Genomic DNA, 17,629 nt, shown 5'->3' with positions numbered 1-17,629 from the left:
TGTTCCTCGTTATCAGGACGATACCCGAGCGTCCGGCAGCACCCGCGCACCGGTGTCGTCCACCGTCAGCGGGAGCACCCGCCACCCCAGCGGGGTCAGCGCCGTCACCTCGCGCACCCGCACCGCGGCGGCCGGGTCCCCCGGCGGGTCGTCGGGGTGGACCCGGGTGAGCACCAGCAGGCTGGGCCCGGCGCCGGAGACCACGGTCGCGTGCCCGGCGGCCCGCAGGCGGTCCAGCAGCTCCAGCGACTCCGGCATCGCGCTCGCCCGCTGCCGCTGGTGCAGCCGGTCCTCCGTCGCGGTCAGCAGCAGCGCGGGCTCGGTCGTCAGCGCGTGCACCAGCAGCGCGGCACGCCCGGCGTTGAAGGCGGCGTCGGCGTGCGGGACCGTCGCCGGCAGCAGCGTGCGCGCCACGTGGGTGGGCAGCACCGTCTCCGGCACCAGCACGACCGGCAGCACCTCCGGCGAGACCTGCAGCGACTCGGCGCCCGCACCACCGGGCGCCGACCACGACAGCGTCGCGCCGCCCAGCAGGCACGCGGCCACGTTGTCGGGGTGGCCCTCCATCGCATCGGCCATCCGCAGCACCGCCGCGGTGTCGATCGCGTCCACGGAGGGGCACAGCGCCCAGGCCGCGAGCAGGCCGGCGACGACGGCCGCGGCCGACGAGCCCATCCCGCGCCCCTGCGGGATGCCGTTCTCGGCCACGATGCGCACACCCGGCGCGTTCCACCCGAGCTCCGCGCACCCGGCGCGGAAGGCCTGCACGACCAGGTGCCGCTCGTCGGTGGGGAGCGTCCCCGCCCCCTCCCCCCGCATCACGATCTCCGTCGACCCGCGCTCGGCCAGCGCGAACTCGACCGTGTCGTGGCAGCTCAGGGCCAGCCCGGCGCAGTCGAAGGCCGGGCCGAGGTTCGCGCTGGTGGCCGGGACGCGGATCCGCACCGAGGAGCCGGTGGTGGCGGGGTCCGCTCCCCCGGCCGCCGAGGTCACAGGCCCAGCTGCGCGGCCGCGGCGGCCGCGTCGACGGGGACGGTGACCGGCGCGGGCGCGCCCGAGATGGCCCACTCCGGGTCCTTGAGGCCGTTGCCGGTGACCGTGCAGACGACCCGCTGCCCCGGCTCCAGCTCGCCGGCCTCCGCCGTCTTCAGCAGACCGGCGACCGAGGCGGCCGAGGCCGGCTCGACGAACACGGCCTCGGTGCGGGCCAGGAGACGGTAGGCGGCCAGGATCTCGCGGTCGGTGACGGCGTCGATGCGCCCGCCCGACTCGTCGCGCGCGGCCAGCGCCTTGGTCCACGACGCGGGGTTGCCGATCCGGATCGCGGTGGCGATCGTCTGCGGGTGCTCGACCACCGCGCCGTCGACGATCGGGGCGGACCCGGCGGCCTGGAAGCCCCACATCCGCGGGGTGCGGGTCGCGGTCCCGTCGGCCGCGTACTCGCGGTAGCCCTGCCAGTAGGCGGTGATGTTGCCGGCGTTGCCGACCGGCAGGCAGTGGACGTCGGGGGCGTCGCCGAGGACGTCGACGACCTCGAACGACGCCGTCTTCTGGCCCTCGATGCGGTACTGGTTGACGCTGTTCACCAGGCTGACCGGGTAGTCGATGGCGAGCTTGCTGGCCAGCGCGAGGCAGTCGTCGAAGTTGCCGTCGACCTGCAGCAGCTTGGCGCCGTGCACGAGCGCCTGGGCGAGCTTGCCGAGCGCGATCTTGCCCTGCGGCACGAGGACGGCGCAGACCATCCCGGCCCGCGCGGCGTAGGCGGCGGCACTGGCGCTGGTGTTGCCGGTGGACGCGCAGATGACGGCCTGCGCGCCCTCCTCCTTGGCCTTGGTGATGGCCATGGTCATCCCGCGGTCCTTGAACGAACCGGTCGGGTTGGCGCCCTCGACCTTGAGGTAGACGTCGCAGCCGGTCCGCCGGGACAGCTCCACGGCGGGCACCAGCGGCGTGGCGCCCTCCTGCAGGGTCACCACCGGGGTGGTCTCGGTGACCGGCAGCCGGGACCGGTAGGCCTCGATCAGCCCCGGCCAGTGCGGCGACACGCTCCCGCGCAGCGTCCCGGTCATGACAGCCCCTCCACTCTGAGCACGCTCGTGACCCCGCGGACCGCGGGCATCTCCCGCAGCGCGGTGACGGTCGCCGACAGCGCGGCGTCCGGCGCGCTGTGCGTGACGATCACCAGCGACGCGGCGTCGTCGTGCCCGTCCTGGCGCACGGTCGCGATGCTGACGCCCTGTCGGGCGAACTCCTGGGCCACGGTCGCCAGCACGCCGGGCCGGTCGGCCACGTCGAGGCTGACGTGGTAGCGGGTCGGCGTCTCCGCGATCGGCCGCGCCGGCAGCCCCGCGTAGGTGGTGACGCCCGGCCCGGCGACCCCGGCGACCCGGTTGCGGGCCACCGCCACGAGGTCGCCGAGGACGGCGCTGGCGGTCGGCTCGCCGCCGGCACCGCGCCCGTAGAACATCAGCTCGCCGGCGGCCTCGGCCTCGACGAAGACGGCGTTGAACGACCCGCCGACCGCGGCCAGCGGGTGCGTCGTCGGGATCATCGCCGGGTGGACCCGGGCGGCCACCGACGCGCCGCCCTCGCCCTCCACGCGCTCGCAGATGGCCAGCAGCTTCACCGTGCAGCCGATCTCGGCGGCCCGGGCGACGTCGGCGGAGGTGACCGCGGAGATGCCCTCACGGTAGACGTCGGCGGCGGTGACCGGCGTGTGGAAGGCCAGCGAGGCCAGGATCGCGGCCTTGGCGGCGGCGTCGAAGCCGTCGACGTCGGCCGTCGGGTCCGCCTCGGCGTAGCCCAGGTCGGTCGCCTCGGCCAGCGCCTCGCTGAAGCCGGCCCCGGTCTCGGCCATGCGGGACAGGATGTAGTTCGTCGTGCCGTTGACGATGCCGACCACGCGGCGCAGCTGGTCGCCGGCCAGCGACTCGCGCAGCGGGCGCAGCATCGGGATGGCGCCGGCCACCGCCGCCTCGTAGTAGAGGTCCACGCCGGCCTCGGCCGCCGCGGCGTGCAGTGCCACGCCGTCCTCGGCCAGCAGCGCCTTGTTCGCGCTCACCACGGACTTGCCGGCGGCGAACGCGGCCAGCAGCAGCGACCGGGCCGGCTCGATCCCACCGATCACCTCGACGACGAGGTCGACGTCCGGGCGGGTGACCAGCGCGTGCGCGTCGGTGGTGAGCAGCGCGGCGGGGACGCCCGGGTGCCGGTCGGGACGGCGGACGGCGACGCCGGCCACCTCCACCGGACGGCCGATGCGGGCGGCGAGGTCGCCGGACTGCTCCTCCAGCAGCCGCAGCACCGCGCCGCCGACGGTGCCGCAGCCCAGCAGCGCGACGCGCAGCGGAGCGCTCACGAGGAGACCCCCGCGGCGTGCTCGGGCGCGGGCTGGTCGATCGCCGGGGAGGGCGCGGGCAGGCCGGCGAGGACGGCGTCGAGGGCGAACACGTCCGACAGTGTCTGACGGCGCACGATCTCCGTGGCGACGCCGTCCCGCACGGCCACCACCGGCGGCTTGAGCAGGTAGTTGTAGTTGCTGGCCATGGACCAGCAGTAGGCGCCGGTCGCGGCGACCGCGAGCAGGTCGCCGGGGACGACGTCCGACGGCAGCCACAGGTCGCGGACCAGGACGTCACCGCTCTCGCAGTGCTTGCCGACCACCCGGCACAGCGCCGGCGGCGCGGTCGACGTGCGGTTGGCCAGCACGCAGGTGTAGGCGGCGTCGTAGAGGGCGGTGCGGATGTTGTCGCTCATCCCGCCGTCCACGGACACGTAGTTGCGCACGGCGGGCGCGCCGGCGGTGCCGCCGCCGGACCCCAGGCGGACCGGCTTGATGGTGCCGATCTCGTAGAGGGTCACCGTGCCGGGGCCGGCGATGGCGCGGCCGGGCTCGACGGCCAGCCGCGGCACCGGCAGGTCCAGCGCCGAGCACTCGGCGGCGACCACGGCGCGCAACCGCCGGGCGACGTCGGCGGGGCTGACCGGGTCGTCCTCGGGCAGGTAGGCGATGCCGAAGCCGCCGCCGAGGTTCAGCTGGCCCAGCACGTGCCCGGTGGCCTGCGCGACCTGCCCCATCAGGCCCACCACGCGGTGCGCGGCGGCCTCGAAGCCGGCGGTGTCGAAGATCTGCGAGCCGATGTGGCTGTGCAGGCCGGAGAGGTCCAGCGCCGGCTCGCGGATGATCCGGACGGCGGCGGTGAGCGCGTCGCCGGTGGCCAGCGAGAACCCGAACTTCTGGTCCTCGTGCGCGGTGGCGATGAACTCGTGGGTGTGGGCCTCGATGCCGACCGTCGTGCGGATCAGCACCGGCACCGGCGCACCGCCGGCGGCCACCCGCGCGGCGGCCAGCGGCACCAGGCGGTCGATCTCGTCGAACGAGTCGACGACGACGTGCCCGATGCCGGCGTCGACCGCCAGCTGCAGCTCGACGAGGGACTTGTTGTTGCCGTGCAGCGCGATCCGCTCCGCCGGGAAGCCCGCGGCCAAGGCGACGGCGAGCTCGTTGCCGCTGCAGGCGTCCAGGTGCAGCCCGTCCTCGGCGATCCAGCGCGCGACCTGGCCGCACAGGAAGGCCTTGGACGCGTAGTGCACGTCGGCGTCGGCCCCCTCGCCCGCGAACGCGGTGGCGAAGTCGGCGGCGCGGCCGCGGAAGTCCGCCTCGTCGAGGACGAACAGCGGGGTGCCGTGCTCGCGCGCCAGGTCGGTGACCGCGCGGCCGGCCAGGTGCAGCTCGCCGTCGACGCGGGTCGCCGAGCGCGGCCACACGGCGGGGTCGAGCGCGCCGAGGTCGGCCGGGGGCGCACCGACCGCCGAGGCCACCTCGAAGGCGCCGTGCAGCGGGCCGGCCGGGTGCGCCCTCACATCCGCTCCGGGGCGGTGACGCCGAGCAGGCCGAGGCCGTTGCGCAGCACGACGGCGGTCGCCGCGCAGAGGGTCAGCCGCGCCGCGGTCAGCGGGCCGGCCTCCTCGTCGCCGCGGGGCAGCACCCGGCAGGAGTCGTAGAACCGGTGGTAGGTGCCGGCCAGCTCCTCCAGGTAGCGGGCCACCCGGTGCGGGGCGCGCAGCTCCGCGGCCGAGGTGACGGTCCGCGGGAACTCCCCGAGCGCCCGGAGCAGGTCGTTCTCCCGGTCGTGGACCAGCAGCGCCGGGTCGACGTCGGCGACGGCCGGGGCGAGGCCCAGGTCGGTGGCGTTGCGCAGCAGCGAGGAGATCCGGGCGTGGGCGTACTGGACGTAGAAGACCGGGTTCTCGTTGGTCTGCCGGCTCCACACGTCGACGTCGATGTCGATCATCTGGTCCACCGACGCCCGGGCCAGGGCGTAGCGGGCGGCGTCCACCCCGATGGCGTCGACGAGGTCGGACAGCAGCACGATCGTGCCGGCCCGCTTGCTCATCCGGACCGGCTCCCCGCCGCGCAGCAGGTTGACCAGCTGCCCGATGAGGATCTCCAGGTGCACGGCCGGGTCGTCGCCGGTGGCCGCGACCAGCGCCTTGTACCGGCCGACGTACCCGGAGTGGTCGGCCCCGAGCATGATCACGACCTTGTCGAAGCCGCGGGCCCGCTTGTCCAGGTAGTAGGCGCAGTCGGAGGCGAAGTAGGTCGTCTCGCCGTCGGCCTTGACCAGCACGCGGTCCTTGTCGTCGCCGAACGTCGTCGTCCGCAGCCACACCGCGCCGTCGGACTCGTAGACGTGGCCCTGGTCGCGCAGCCGGCCGATCGCCTTCTCCACCGCGCCCGAGTCGTACAGCGACTTCTCGCTGAACCACACGTCGAAGCCGACGCCGAAGCCCTCCATCGAGCGGCGGATCTCGTCGACCATCAGCGCGACGCCGCGGTCGCGGAACACCTGCACCTGGGCGGCCTCGTCCAGGCCGGTCACCGCGGGCTCGGCGGCGACGACCTGGGCGGCGATGTCGCCGATGTAGGTGCCGCCGTAGCCGTCCTCGGGCACCGGCCGGCCGTTGGCCGCGGCGTGCAGGCTGCGGGCGAAGCGGTCGATCTGCGCCCCGGCGTCGTTGATGTAGTACTCGCGGGTCACGTCGGCGCCGCTGGCCTCCAGCAGGCGGCCGATCGCGTCGCCCACCGCGGCCCACCGGCTGCCGCCGATGTGCACCGGCCCGGTCGGGTTGGCCGAGACGAACTCCAGGTCCAGCCGGACACCGGACAGCGCGCCGGTGCGGCCGTACGCCTCCCCCGCGGTCACCGCGTCGACGGCGATCCGGCCCAGCGCGCCCTGGGCGAGGGTGATGTTGAGGAAGCCGGGACCGGCGACGTCGACCCGGTCGATGGCCGGGAGCGCCCGCAGCTCCTCCGCCAGCACCTCGGCCACCTCGCGCGGCGGGCGACCGGCCGGCTTGGCCAGCCGCAGCGCGACGTTGGTGGCGTAGTCGCCGTGCTCGGGGTTCTTGGGGCGCTCGACGACGAGGTCGTCGGGGACGGGGACGGCGAGCGTGCCGCGCCCGACCGCCGCCCCGACCGCGGTCCGGACCAGGTCGCGCAACTGCTCGGGTGTCACCGCGCGATCGTACGGGGCCCGCCGCAGCGCCCCGGCCGAGGTCCGGGGCACGCACAGGGAACCGACCTAGACTCGCTCGCCGGGGTGGCCCGGCGTCGCCCCGGCGGACCGGCGACGTGCGGGTCGGCGAGGACGAGCACGAGGAGCAGCTGTGCCCAAGGACGGTAAGCCCGGCGACGCCCGGGGCGCGCGCGGAGCCGCCGGCCGGAACGGCTCGTCGTCGTCCGGCCGCGGCGGCAGCGGGTCGCGCCCGGCCGGTGGCGGTCGGGGCGGTTCCGGTGGGCGCACCCGCCCGCCGGCGAACGTCGTCACCGCGCAGCGGCCGTGGGGCCTGATCGCCGCCGCGATCGCCGTCGTCGTCTTCGCCGGCGCGGTGCTCACCTACGCCGTCCTCAAGGTGCGCGAGGCCGACGCGGAGGCCGTCGACGCGGTCGACGAGATCTCGGGCGTGCAGACCTTCGACTACGCGGCCGGCCAGGAGCACGTCACCACCCCGGTGGACTACCAGGAGTCCCCGCCGGTCGGCGGCCCGCACGACGGCAGCTGGGCCGACTGCACCGGCTCGGTCTACGACGTCGACATCCGGCACGAGAACGCGGTGCACGGGCTCGAGCACGGCGCCGTGTGGGTCACGTACGACCCCGACCAGGTGTCCGGCGACGACGTCGCGACGCTGCGCGAGCTGGTCGACGGCATCCCCTACCGGATGATGTCGCCCTACGCCGGGCTCGACTCCCCGGTCAGCATCCAGTCCTGGAACCACCAGCTGAAGGTGGACTCCGCCGACGACGGGCGGCTCGCCGAGTTCGCCGACCTGCTGACGCAGAACGCCGAGGTCGAGGGCCACTACCCCGAGATCGGCGCCAGCTGCGAGAACCCCGCCTTCCTCGCCTCGCCGCTGGTGGCGGGCCAGGCCAGCGACGGCACGCAGAGCATGCCCTCGGACGCGCCGACCACCCCGACCGACGGCAGCACCGACCCGGCCGCCACCGGCTCGACCGCGCCGTGACCGCCGTGGCCGAGCACCACGCCGCCGAGGCCCCGGCCCCGGCGCCCCGCCGGCCGCTGCGGACCGCGCTGCTCGCGGTCATCGCGGTCGCGCTGGTGGTCCTGGGCGGCGGGCTCGCCGTGGCGCTCGGCCTCGGGGACGACGCGACGCCGGCCACCCCGGCCACGGACTCCGTAGACGCCGGTTTCGCGCGTGACATGGCGGTGCACCACCTGCAGGCCGTCGAGATGGCGAACCTGGCGCTCGAGCGCAGCACCGACCCGGAGGTCCGCCAGCTCGCCTTCGACATCTCCGCGACGCAGACCAACCAGGTGGGGCGGATGCAGGGCTGGCTGACGCTGTGGGGCCTGCCGCTCACCGGCGAGGCGCACATGTCGTGGATGGACGGCGGGCACGGTGGCCACCCGTCCGGCGGCATGGACGGCATGGACATGGGCGGCGGGGCGGCGCTCATGCCCGGCATGGCCACCGACGAGGAGCTGACGGAGCTGCGGGGCCTGTCGGGCACCGCGTTCGACGTCCAGTTCCTGCGGCTGATGACCCGCCACCACCAGGGCGGCGCGGAGATGGCCGTGTACGCCGCCGAGCACGGCGGGACGGACGCCGTCCGGTCGCTGGCCCGCTCGATCGCCGAGACCCAGGCGGCCGAGACGACGACGATGACGTCGATGCTCGCGGCGCGCGGCGGCACCCCGCTGCCGCCGCCGTGACGGGGACCGCCGTCGGCCGGGCCGGACGGGGCTGGTAACTTCGTCCGTGCCCCGAGCCCCCGTAGCTCAGGGGATAGAGCACTGCCCTCCGGAGGCAGGGGCGCAGGTTCGAATCCTGCCGGGGGCACACAGATCCGCACCACTGACCGGTACCTCTGCACGCCCGCGAGGACGAGGGCCTGTGCCGGCACGAGGAGATGATCGGCATCCCCGTGCAGCGGGTGCCCTCCCGGCTGTCGCTGGCACCGGGCGCCGCCGCGGTGCTGCGCCGGGCGCGCCCGCACGGGTACCACCGGATGAGCGGGCGGGGTTGACCCGCCCCGCCGTCCCCGGGTCCCGACGGCCGCGGCGGGCTAGCGTCGCGGGCATGGAGCACACCGGGGTGCAGCGCACCGGCGCAGGGACCGTCGAGATCGCCTACGAGACCTTCGGCTCGCCCGAGGACACGCCGCTGCTGCTGGTCATGGGGCTGGCCACGCAGATGGTCGGCTGGCCCGACGAGTTCTGCCGGGCGCTGGCCGACCGCGGCCTGTACGTCGTCCGCTTCGACAACCGCGACATCGGCCTGTCCACGCACCTGGACGACGCCGGCGCCCCGGACGTCATGGCGCTGCTGACCGGCGCGGGCAGCGCGCCGTACACGCTGGCGGACATGGCCGACGACACGGCAGGTCTGCTCGACGCCCTGGGCCTGGACAGCGCGCACGTGGTCGGCGCCTCGATGGGCGGGATGATCGCCCAGTCGCTGGCGATCCGGCACCCGCAGCGGGTCCGCAGCCTGACCTCGATCATGTCGACCACCGGCGACCGCGGCGTCGGCGCCCCCGCGGAGGCCGCGATGGGCGTGCTGCTCGCCCCGGCAGCCCGCACCCGCGAGGGGGCCCTGCAGCGGGCGGTCGACACCTACCGGGTGATCGGCTCCCCCGGGTTCGAGTTCGACGAGGCGGCGCTGCGCGAGCGGGCCGGCCTCTCCTTCGACCGCGCGCACGACCCGGCCGGGGTGGCCCGGCAGCTGGCCGCGATCCTCACCACCGACGACCGCACGGGACACCTGGGCGAGATCACGGTCCCGTCGCTGGTGGTGCACGGCGCGCAGGACGCGCTGGTCGACGTCAGCGGCGGCCGGGCCACGGCCGCGGCGATCCCCGGCGCGGAGCTGTGGGTGGTCGAGGGCATGGGCCACGACCTGCCCCGCGAGGTGTGGCCGGAGCTGGTGGACCGGATCGCCGCCGTCGTCGGGCGGGGCGAGGCCGCGCGCTGAGGGGTGGGCCCGGTCGGCGGACCGGGCCCACCGCCGTCGTCAGCTCGCGACCGGCGCCGGCAGCCGCCGGCCGCCGAACGTGCCCGCGGGCGTCGTCCCCGCGAGCGGCCGCGAGGTCGCCCTCCCGCCGCCGGCCAGCGAGCTGGCCGGGCGGGGCAGCCCATAGTGCTCGCGCAGCGTGCTGCCGGTGTACTCGCGCCGGAACAGCCCGCGGTCCTGCAGGACCGGCACGACCCCGTCCACGAAGCGCTCCAGCTGGGAGGGCTGCAGCGGCGCCATGATGGTGAACCCGTCGGCGGCCCCGGCCCGGAACCACTCCTCCAGGGTGTCGGCGACCTGCTCCGGGGTGCCGGTGACGGTGCGGTGGCCGCGGCCGCCGCCCAGCCGGGCGATCACCTGCCGCACGGTCAGCTGCTCGTCGCGGCCGAGGTCCACCACCAGCTCGAAGCGGCTGCGGTTGCCGTTGACCCGGTCGGCGTCGGGCAGGTCGAGGTCGGTCACCCGGCGGTCGAGGTCGGCGTGCCCGAGCGGCACGGTGAGGATCCCCGACAGCTGGGCGAGGCCGTGGTCCCACACCAGCAGGTCGTCGAGCTCGGCCGCCAGCGCCCGCGCCTCGGTCTCGGTGTCGCCGACGACGGGCACGACGCCCGGGAGGATCTTGAGCAGCTCCGGGTCGCGGCCCCGCCGCGCGGCCCGGGCCCGCAGGTCGCCGGCGAACGCCAGCGCCCCCGGCAGGGCCTGCCAGGCGGTGAAGACGGCCTCGGCGTAGCGGGCGGCGAACTCCCGGCCGTCCTCGGAGGAGCCCGCCTGCACCAGGACCGGGCGCCCCTGCGGGCTGCGCGGCGTGGTCAGCGGCCCCTGGACGGCGAAGCGCTCGCCGCGGTGGCGGATCTCGTGCACCCGGGAGGTGTCGGTGTAGAGCCCCGAGGCCTGGTCGGCCACCAGGGCGCCGTCCTCCCAGCTGTCCCACAGCTGGATCGCGACGTCGACGTGCTCGGCGGCGCGGCGGTAGCGCTCGGCGTGCTCGTAGTGCTGGTCGAGGCCGAAGTTGCGCGCCTCGGCCTCGCTGCCGGAGGTGACGATGTTCCAGCCGGCCCGCCCGCCGGAGAGGTGGTCCAGCGACGCGAAGGCGCGGGCCACCGTGTAGGGGTGGGTGAACGACGTCGACACCGTGGCGATCAGCCCGATGTGCTCGGTGTGCGTGGCGATCGCGTTGAGGACGGCGAGCGGGTCCAGGCCGCCCTGGGTGTTGTGCCGGGCGGCCGCGCCGACCGACAGGCCGTCGGCGAAGAAGACGGAGTCCAGCAGGCCGCGCTCGGCGGTGCGGGCCAGCTCGACGTAGTGCCGGGCCGAGCGGGCCGCGGCCGGGTCGGACAGCGGGTGCCGCCAGGCGGCCTCGTGGTGGCCCACGTTCATGAGGAACGCGTTGAGGTGCAGGTGCCGGGTCATGGGGACGCTCCAGCGTCGGGCTCGCGCACGGGCGAGCGGGTGGTCAGGAGGAAAGGTCGGCGCGCCAGCGGGACGCCCGGCGCTCGATCGAGACGAGGGCGGCGTTCACGAGCAGCCCGATCGCGGAGATCGTGAGGATCCCCGCGTACATCTGCGGGATGAGGAAGTTCATCTGCGCGTAGGTGACGAGGTAGCCCAGGCCCGCCCGGGCCCCGACCATCTCGGCGGCGATGAGGACCAGGACGGCGGACGCCCCGGCCATGCGGACGCCGGTGAACACGGCGGGCAGCGCCGCGGGGAGCACCACCTTCTGGAACACCCGCAGCTCCCCGAAGCCGAGGCTGCGGGCGGACTTCACCAGCAGGTGGTCCACGCTTCCCACGCCGCTGACGGTGTTGAGCAGCACCGGGAAGAAGCAGGCGTAGACGACGATCGCGATCTTCGACGTCTCCCCGATGCCCAGCAGCACGGTGAACACCGGCAGCAGGGCCAGGGCCGCGGTGTTGCGGAACACCTCGAGCAGCGGCTCGAGGAGGTCACGCACCGGGCGGTACCAGGCGATGAGCAGCCCGAGCGGGACGGCGACGACGACGGCGAGGGCGAAGCCGGCGAGCGCGCGCTGCAGGCTCGCGGACGTGTTGCTCCACAGCTGTCCGTCGGCCGCGAGCCCCTGCCAGGCGGCGAGGACCTCCGACAGCGGCGGGATCAGCGCCCGGTCCACCCAGCCGGCGCTGGGGGCGACCTGCCACAGCAGCAGGAACGCCGCGATCGCCGCGGTCCGCAGGACCAGCCGCCGCGCCGCCCGCCCGGCGACCCGCACCCGGCGGGCCGCCGGCCGGTCGGCCACGCCCGGCCGCGACGCGGCGGCGGGCCGGTCGCGGAGGCCGGTGTCAGCCAACGCCGACCACCTCCCGCGCCGGGCCGCGCTCGGCCGCCACCGGCGCCGGGGCGGGGGCGTCGTCCTGCAGGAGTTCCCACACCCGGTGGCGGACCTGCACGAAGCGGGGGTCGGAGCGGACGTCGCCCAGCCGGCTCGCCAGGTCCAGCGGGACGTCGAGCACCGCCCGGACCCGCCCCGGCCGCGCGCTCATCACGGCGACCCGCTGGCCGAGCAGGACCGCCTCGTCGATGCCGTGGGTGATGAACACGACGGTCTTGCCGGTGCGGTCCCAGATCCGCAGCAGCTCCCCCTGCAGGGTCTCCCGCGTCTGGGCGTCCAGGGCGGCGAACGGCTCGTCCATCAGCAGGACCTCGGGGTCGAACGCGAGGCTGCGCGCGATGGCCACGCGCTGGCGCATGCCGCCCGACAGCTGGTGCGGGTAGCGGTCCTCGAAGCCGGCCAGCCCGACGAGCTCCAGGTGCTCCCGGGCGACCGCGCGGCGCTCCCGGCGGGACAGCTCCCCCGCCTCCAGCCCGAGCTCGACGTTGCCCAGCGCCGTCCGCCACGGGAGCAGCGCGTACTGCTGGAAGACCAGCCCGCGGTCCAGTCCCGGGCCGGTCACCGGCCGCCCGCCGACCAGCACGGAGCCCGAGGTCGGTCGGGTGAAGCCGCCGACGAGGTCCAGCAGCGTGGACTTGCCGCAGCCGCTGGGTCCGACCAGGGACACGAACTCCCCCGGCCGGACGTCGAGGCTGACGTCCTCCAGCGCGGTGAACGGCGCGCCACCGCCGCGGGCGGGGAAGGTCCGGCCGACGCCCTCGAGCCGGATGCCGGCGCTCACGCGTCCCCCTCCGTGGCGAAGGAGTTGTACTCGTTGGTGTAGACGTCGGCGGGGTCGAGCTCCCCGTCCTCCAGCGCCCCGGTCTGCTGCAGCCAGTCCGCCCAGCGGGTGAAGTCCTCGTCCTCGATGACCCCGCCCCGGGTGGCGACGCCGGTGCTCCGCCAGAACGGCAGGCTGTCGGTGCTCTCGTTGCGGCCCCGCTGCTCGATGATCTCGGTGTAGGTGGCCAGGACCTCCTCGTGCGGCGTCGTCCGCGTCCACTCGATCGCCCGGCCGATGCCGCTGGCGAAGGTGCGCACGGCGTCGGGGTGCTCGGCGATGAAGTCGTCGCGCAGCACGTAGCTGCCGGCGTTGAAGTCGCCGAAGATCTCCGAGTCGGTGAACAGGGCCCGGACCCCGCCGGTGGCCAGCGTCTGGTCGCGGAACTGCCCGCTCAGCGCCGCGACGTCGATCTGCCCGTGCCGCAGCGCGGAGTCGATGTTGGGCGGCGGCAGCGGCACCAGCTGCACCTGCTGGACCTCGTCCCAGGACAGGCCCTGCTGCAGCAGCCAGGTGTCGATGACCGCCTCGTTGTGGCCGCCGAGGGTGTTCACCCCGACGGTCCTGCCGATGAGGTCGCGCGCCTCGGTGATCGGGCTGCCGTCGAGGACGTAGAAGCCGTTGAAGGCGTCCGCGTCGGAGCCGTAGTAGGCCACGACCGCCGTCACCGGGGCGCCGGAGGTGGCCAGCTTGGCCACCGCGCCGTCGAAGGCGCCGCCGACGTCCACGGCGCCGCTGGCGGCGGCCTGGATGTCCTGCGGGCCGCTGGTGGTGTTGCCGACCCACTCCAGGTGCACCCCGTCGAGGTAGCCGAGGTGCTCGGCGAGCTCGGGCAGGGTGACCTGGTTGGCCCAGCCCTGGTACCGCAGGGTCACGGTGCCGTCGGCGGCGGTCCGGTCGTCGCCGCCGCCGCAGGCCGTGAGGCCCACGACGAGCGCGGCTGCCGCGAGCGCGGCGCGGACGCTTCGGGTGCGCATCGGTTCGTCTCCTCCGCCTCGGTCGCTCAGGCGGCCGGGGCGTAGGTGGACGCGTCGCCGCGCAGGGCGGCCGAGGGCCGCCCGTCGACGCCCACGGGCAGGTCACCGGCCACGGTCACCCGGCGCAGCTGCCGGTCGGCGCTGCCGTAGTCGTTGACGGCGTAGTGCTGGGTGGCGCGGTTGTCCCAGACGGCGACGTCGCCGGTCCGCCAGGTCCAGCGCACCAGGTTCTCCGGCCGGGTGATGCGGTCCTGCAGGAGCGGCAGGAGGGCGGCGAGGTCGCGGGTCCCCAGGCCGGCGAACGACCGGGCGAAGCCGCCGAGCAGCAGGGTGCGCTCGCCGGTCTCGGGGTGCACGCGGACCACCGGGTGCTCGGTCTCGAAGACCTGGGCGACGAACTGCTCGTGGTGGCGCCGCTGCGCGCTGCCCTCCGGCGGGACGGGCCGGGCGTAGTCGTGGGCGTTGGTGTGCACCGCGCGGAGGCGGTCGGCCAGCGCCTGCAGCGGCTCGGGCAGCCGGGCGTAGGCGCGGGTGGTGTCGGCCCAGACGGTGTCGCCGCCGGCGGGGGGCAGCGTCACCGCGCGGAGGACGGAGAAGGCCGGGGGGCGCTCCACGAAGGTGACGTCGGTGTGCCACTGGTCGGCCCGGCCCGCGGTGCTGTCGATCGGCAGCACCGTGCCGGTGTCGTCGCCGGCGGGGACGGTCGGGTGCGCGGTGGTCAGGGGGCCCAGGAGCCGGGCGAAGCCGATCTGCCCGGCCTCGTCGAGGTGGTGCTGGTCGCGGAGGAAGACGACCTTGCGCTCCAGCAGGACGCGGCGGATCTCGGCGACGACGGCCGGGGTCAGGTCGGGCCCGAGCCGGACGCCGGAGATCTCGGCGCCGACGTGGCCGGTGACCGGGCGGACGGCGAGGGTGGTGGACGGGGCGGCGTCGAGCAGGGACACGTGGTTCTCCTCTGGTGGGGGTGGCTCGGGGGTCCGGCGGGTGGTGCGGGCGTGCGGCACCGCCGCGCGACCGGAGGGCCGCGCGGGAGGACCGCGAGGGGTGGGGACGGCGCGGCGGCACGCGCCGTGCCCGGGGCACGGCGACGCCCCGCGGGCGGCCGCGGCGGCGTGCCGGGCGGGCGCGACGGAGCCGCGGTGGGCGCCGGCGTCAGGTCACGGCGCGGACCGCGGACGCCGGGAGCGGCGTCGCGGGGCCGGCGGGCGCGTGAGCGCGGGGCGGCTCGACCTCGGGAGGGTCAGCGGCCGGGACAGAGCGCGCCGGCGTAGCGCACGAGGTCCAGGTGGGGACGACCCACCAGCAGGACCCCTTCGCGTCGGCGCATGAAAAGCACACTAATCCGATGGACTTAGTGAGGTCAAGATCGGCAGGAGTGCGACGTGCGCCACTCCCGGCCGGTCAGCTGGTGAGCATCCCGCCCTCCACCGGGATCGTCGTCCCGGTGACGTAGCCGCCCGCCTCGCTGACCAGGAAGACCAGCGCCGCCGCGAGCTCCATCGGGTCGCCGGGACGGCCGGCGAGGACCCGGCCCATCTGCTGGTCGAGGTAGCCCTCGGGGTACTGGTCGGTCATCTCCGAGGCGAAGAAGCCCGGCGCCAGCGCGTTGACCCGGATGCCCTTGCGGCCGGTCCACTGCTGCGCGAGGTCGCGGGTGAGCCCGATCAGCCCGGCCTTGCTCGCGGCGTAGGCCGCCTGCGGCAGCCCCGCGGTGGTCAGGCCCAGCACGCTGGAGATGTTCACGATCGAGCCGCCGGGCCGCATCACCCGCCCGCAGGCCTGCGCCATCCAGTAGCAGCCGTTGAGGTTGACGTCGATGACCTGCCGGAACTGCTCCGGGGTCTCGCGGGTGGCCGGCGCCGCGGTGCCGATGCCGGCGTTGTTCACGAGGACGTCGACCCGGCCGAACCCCGCCATCGCCGCGTCGACGAGCGCCTGGCAGTCCTCGGGACGCGCGACGTCGGTGCGCACGGTGATCGCCCGCCGCCCGGCCGCCTCGACCGCCTCCCGGGTCGCCGCCAGCCGGTCCTCGCGGCGCGCGCCGAGGACGACGTCCGCGCCGGCCTGCGCCAGGGCCCGCGCGAACACCACGCCCAGGCCGGAGGACGCCCCGGTCACGATGGCCACCCTGCCGTCGAGCCGGAACATGTCCAGCACGGTCCGGTCGACGCCGTCGTCCGCCACGGGGTCCTCCTGTCGTCGCTGCCACCTGCCCCGAGCCTGTCCCCCGGCCGCCTGGCCCGCCACCGCGGGGTGCCCGAAGATGTGGGGTAGACCACACGGGAGCCGGGGTAGGCCCCCGTGCCCCCGGCCCAGGAGCCCCGATGACGACCCTCGCGCAGCACCTCGCGGACACCGCCGAGGTCCACGGCGACCACCCCGCGCCCCGGACGGACGAGGCCGTCCCGTCCTCCGCGCGGTCCCGCGGCCCGACCGCGGGCTCGCGGGAGCAGGGAGCGCGACGGTGAGCGGCGCGCCGCGGTGGCGGCAGGCCTTCGACGCCGCGGAGCAGCGGGTGACCCCGCATGCCGAGCGGCTGGTGCGCACGTCCGGGTTCGCCCTCGGGGTGACGCTGCTGCGGCGCGCGCAGGCGGCGGCCCGGGGCACCGCACGGGACCTGACCGCGGGCGCCTGGCACCTGGTGAACCTGCCCGCCGGCAGCGACGTCGCCCGGCTGCGGGCACAGCTGGGGGCCCTGGACCGGGAGGTCCGCCGCCTCACCGTGGCACTGGAGACCGAGCGCCGTCGTCCCGCCACCGCCGCGACACCGATCGAGGGAGAGCTGACCGATGCCCACGATGCCCAGCCCGCAGAGCGTCCTGGACCGGGTGCGCCGCGACGTCGAGCGCAACGCCCTCCGCGCGCGTAACGGGATCAAGCTCGTCGCCGGGATCGACCGGCCCGGCGTCGGCTGCACCGCCAAGGACGTCGTCTGGCAGCGCGGGCGCACCCAGCTGTGGCACTACCGCAACGACCTGGACGGGTACGGGGGCGTGCGGTACTCGCCGCCGCTGCTGATCGTGTTCAGCATGATCAGCCGCAGCTACATCCTCGACCTGCAACCGGGCAACAGCTTCGTCGAGCAGCTGCTGGAGGCGGGCTTCGACGTGTACATGCTCGACTGGGGCGAGCCGGACGAGCGCGACGCGCACAACCGGCTCGAGGACTACGTCGACGACTACATCCCGGCCGCCGTCGCCCGGGTGCAGCAGATCTCCGGGGCCGACGAGGTCAACCTGTTCGGCTACTGCTTCGGCGGCGACCTCGCGCTGCTCTACGCCGCGCACCACCCCGAGGCACCGCTGCGCAGCCTCACGGTGCTGGCCACGCCGGTGGACTTCCGGCACATGGGGCCGCTCGCCGACGTCTTCCGCGTGGGCGGCCTGGACGTCGACCAGGTCGTGGACGCCGACGGCAACGTCCCGCCCCGCGTCGTCGTGCAGGGGTTCCGCTCGCTCACCCCCACCGCGGAGGTCACCCGCTACGTGACCCTGTGGGAGCGGCTGTGGAGCGACGAGTACGTGAACTCCTACCAGGCGATGACCGGCTGGGCCGACGACCACGTGCCCTTCCCCGGTGCCGCCGCGCGCGAGACCGTGGCGATGCTCGTGCACGACAACGGCATGGTCACCGACCGGCTGACCGTCGCCGGCGACCGCGTGCACCTGCGCGACGTGCGGGTGCCGTTCCTGACCGTGCGCGGCGACCGGGACCACATCGTGCCGGCGGACGCGACCGCGCCGCTGATCGACCTCGTCGGTTCCCCCGACAAGCACGAGCTGCGGCTGCCCGCCGGGCACATGGGTCTGGTGGTCGGCCGCACGGCGGCCCGGACGACGGTGCCGACCATCATCGACTTCCTCCGGCGGCGCAGCGACGAGGTCGCCCCCGCCGCGTCCGCCCGACCCGACACCGCCCGACCCGACACCCCCGTGGAGGCCTGAC

Annotated in this window: 17 protein-coding genes and 1 tRNA gene; 6 read left to right on the top strand and 12 right to left on the bottom strand. The window is 75.4% G+C overall.

Annotated elements, in window-relative coordinates:
• Positions 1-12: 12 nt before the first annotated feature.
• From thrB to argS, 5 genes are read right to left on the bottom strand one after another with little or no spacing between them, the layout of a single operon-like run.
• On the bottom strand, positions 13-993 hold the full coding sequence (gene thrB / locus ACI781_RS07855; protein WP_456565521.1) for a homoserine kinase: 981 nt from the start codon (positions 991-993) through the stop codon (positions 13-15).
• Positions 990-2,069 carry a threonine synthase gene (thrC, locus tag ACI781_RS07850; protein ID WP_456565520.1) on the bottom strand — a complete coding sequence of 360 codons (1,080 nt, stop codon included), beginning with the start codon at positions 2,067-2,069 and terminating at the stop codon, positions 990-992. The genes thrB and thrC overlap by 4 nt, the downstream gene beginning before the upstream one ends.
• Positions 2,066-3,358 (bottom strand): homoserine dehydrogenase, encoded by a 1,293-nt coding sequence (locus tag ACI781_RS07845; RefSeq protein WP_456565519.1) that lies wholly within the window; start codon positions 3,356-3,358, stop codon positions 2,066-2,068. The genes thrC and ACI781_RS07845 overlap by 4 nt, the downstream gene beginning before the upstream one ends.
• Positions 3,355-4,863 (bottom strand): diaminopimelate decarboxylase, encoded by a 1,509-nt coding sequence (lysA, locus tag ACI781_RS07840; RefSeq protein ID WP_456565518.1) that lies wholly within the window; start codon positions 4,861-4,863, stop codon positions 3,355-3,357. The genes ACI781_RS07845 and lysA overlap by 4 nt, the downstream gene beginning before the upstream one ends.
• On the bottom strand, positions 4,860-6,518 hold the full coding sequence (argS, locus tag ACI781_RS07835; protein WP_456565517.1) for an arginine--tRNA ligase: 1,659 nt from the start codon (positions 6,516-6,518) through the stop codon (positions 4,860-4,862). Before argS ends, lysA begins: the two co-directional genes overlap by 4 nt.
• 151 nt (positions 6,519-6,669) lie before the next feature.
• On the opposite strand from argS, the gene ACI781_RS07830 reads away from it, so the two are divergent.
• From ACI781_RS07830 to ACI781_RS07815, 4 genes are all read left to right on the top strand, one after another.
• Positions 6,670-7,527, top strand: coding sequence for a DUF3105 domain-containing protein (locus tag ACI781_RS07830; RefSeq protein WP_456565516.1), 858 nt, complete (start codon positions 6,670-6,672; stop codon positions 7,525-7,527).
• Positions 7,524-8,237 carry a DUF305 domain-containing protein gene (locus tag ACI781_RS07825; RefSeq protein WP_456565515.1) on the top strand — a complete coding sequence of 238 codons (714 nt, stop codon included), beginning with the start codon at positions 7,524-7,526 and terminating at the stop codon, positions 8,235-8,237. Before ACI781_RS07830 ends, ACI781_RS07825 begins: the two co-directional genes overlap by 4 nt.
• Before the next feature lie 55 nt (positions 8,238-8,292).
• A tRNA-Arg gene (locus ACI781_RS07820) sits at positions 8,293-8,364 on the top strand.
• Positions 8,365-8,604: 240 nt separating this feature from the next.
• Positions 8,605-9,498 (top strand): alpha/beta fold hydrolase, encoded by an 894-nt coding sequence (locus tag ACI781_RS07815; RefSeq protein ID WP_456565514.1) that lies wholly within the window; start codon positions 8,605-8,607, stop codon positions 9,496-9,498.
• A 39-nt stretch (positions 9,499-9,537) separates the two neighbouring features.
• Here ACI781_RS07815 and ACI781_RS07810 read toward each other — a convergent pair whose 3' ends face one another.
• The 7 genes from ACI781_RS07810 to ACI781_RS07780 all read right to left on the bottom strand — a co-directional run bounded on the left by ACI781_RS07810 (position 9,538) and on the right by ACI781_RS07780 (position 15,868).
• The gene (locus ACI781_RS07810; protein WP_456565513.1) at positions 9,538-10,947 is read right to left on the bottom strand and encodes an LLM class flavin-dependent oxidoreductase; all 1,410 of its coding nucleotides are present in this window, start codon (positions 10,945-10,947) and stop codon (positions 9,538-9,540) included.
• 43 nt (positions 10,948-10,990) lie between these two features.
• Positions 10,991-11,845 carry an ABC transporter permease gene (locus ACI781_RS07805; RefSeq protein WP_456565512.1) on the bottom strand — a complete coding sequence of 285 codons (855 nt, stop codon included), beginning with the start codon at positions 11,843-11,845 and terminating at the stop codon, positions 10,991-10,993.
• A complete protein-coding gene (locus ACI781_RS07800) occupies positions 11,838-12,668 on the bottom strand; it encodes an ABC transporter ATP-binding protein (RefSeq protein WP_456565511.1) in 831 nt (276 codons plus the stop codon). The genes ACI781_RS07805 and ACI781_RS07800 overlap by 8 nt, the downstream gene beginning before the upstream one ends.
• Positions 12,665-13,684 carry an ABC transporter substrate-binding protein gene (locus ACI781_RS07795; protein WP_456565510.1) on the bottom strand — a complete coding sequence of 340 codons (1,020 nt, stop codon included), beginning with the start codon at positions 13,682-13,684 and terminating at the stop codon, positions 12,665-12,667. The genes ACI781_RS07800 and ACI781_RS07795 overlap by 4 nt, the downstream gene beginning before the upstream one ends.
• Positions 13,685-13,710: 26 nt before the next feature.
• Positions 13,711-14,628 carry a TauD/TfdA dioxygenase family protein gene (locus ACI781_RS07790; protein ID WP_456565509.1) on the bottom strand — a complete coding sequence of 306 codons (918 nt, stop codon included), beginning with the start codon at positions 14,626-14,628 and terminating at the stop codon, positions 13,711-13,713.
• Between the two features lie 296 nt (positions 14,629-14,924).
• The gene (locus ACI781_RS07785; RefSeq protein ID WP_456565551.1) at positions 14,925-15,011 is read right to left on the bottom strand and encodes a putative leader peptide; all 87 of its coding nucleotides are present in this window, start codon (positions 15,009-15,011) and stop codon (positions 14,925-14,927) included.
• Between the two features lie 74 nt (positions 15,012-15,085).
• The gene (locus ACI781_RS07780; protein WP_456565508.1) at positions 15,086-15,868 is read right to left on the bottom strand and encodes an SDR family NAD(P)-dependent oxidoreductase; all 783 of its coding nucleotides are present in this window, start codon (positions 15,866-15,868) and stop codon (positions 15,086-15,088) included.
• Positions 15,869-16,148: 280 nt separating this feature from the next.
• Between ACI781_RS07780 and ACI781_RS07775 the strand changes: the two genes are divergently transcribed.
• Together ACI781_RS07775 and ACI781_RS07770 are read left to right on the top strand one after the other, a co-directional pair.
• Positions 16,149-16,553: a hypothetical protein gene (locus ACI781_RS07775; protein ID WP_456565507.1), complete on the top strand. Its 405-nt coding sequence runs from the start codon at positions 16,149-16,151 to the stop codon at positions 16,551-16,553.
• Positions 16,474-17,628, top strand: a complete 1,155-nt coding sequence (locus tag ACI781_RS07770) for an alpha/beta fold hydrolase (protein ID WP_456565506.1) — start codon at positions 16,474-16,476, stop codon at positions 17,626-17,628. The genes ACI781_RS07775 and ACI781_RS07770 overlap by 80 nt, the downstream gene beginning before the upstream one ends.
• The last annotated feature ends 1 nt before the right edge of the window (position 17,629 follow it).

This window comes from Blastococcus sp. SYSU D00695 (assembly GCF_054050555.1).
The sequence above is the reverse complement of the archived record's forward strand: the minus strand, read 5'-3'. Positions and strand labels throughout refer to the sequence as shown.